At 64.0% G+C, this 533-nt stretch carries 1 pseudogene; it reads left to right on the forward strand.

The annotated features are described in order from the left end of the window. Positions 1–533: pseudogene (locus IAQ70_RS22525) on the forward strand (glucose-6-phosphate dehydrogenase); the annotation flags it as partial.

A 533-nucleotide genomic window follows, 5' to 3' on the forward strand; every position in this document is an offset into this window, starting at 1 on the left:
GTCATCGATGAACTCGATGAGGTCCGCGGCACGCGGGGTAATCACGCGTTTTACCTCTCGATCCCGCCGAAGGCGTTTGAGCAGGTCTGCCGGCAGCTCTCCAAGCACGGCCTCGCGCAGGCCGACGGGGATAAGTGGCGGCGGGTGGTGATCGAGAAGCCGTTCGGGCATGACCTCGAGTCCGCGCGGGCGTTGAACGATATTGTCGAGTCGGTGTTCCCGCCGGACGCGGTGTTCCGGATCGATCATTACCTGGGCAAGGAGACGGTGCAGAACATCCTGGCGCTGCGTTTCGCGAACCAGCTGTTCGAACCGTTGTGGAACGCGAACTACGTGGACCACGTCCAGATCACCATGGCCGAGGACATCGGCACGGGCGGGCGGGCCGGGTATTACGACGGTGTCGGGGCGGCCCGGGACGTGATCCAGAACCACCTGCTGCAGCTGCTGGCGTTGACCGCGATGGAGGAGCCCATTTCCTTCAACGCGGACGACCTGCGTGCGGAGAAGGAAAAGGTCCTCGCCGCGGTCAA

This window comes from Pseudarthrobacter sulfonivorans (assembly GCF_014712225.1).
Taxonomy (GTDB): domain Bacteria; phylum Actinomycetota; class Actinomycetes; order Actinomycetales; family Micrococcaceae; genus Arthrobacter; species Arthrobacter sulfonivorans.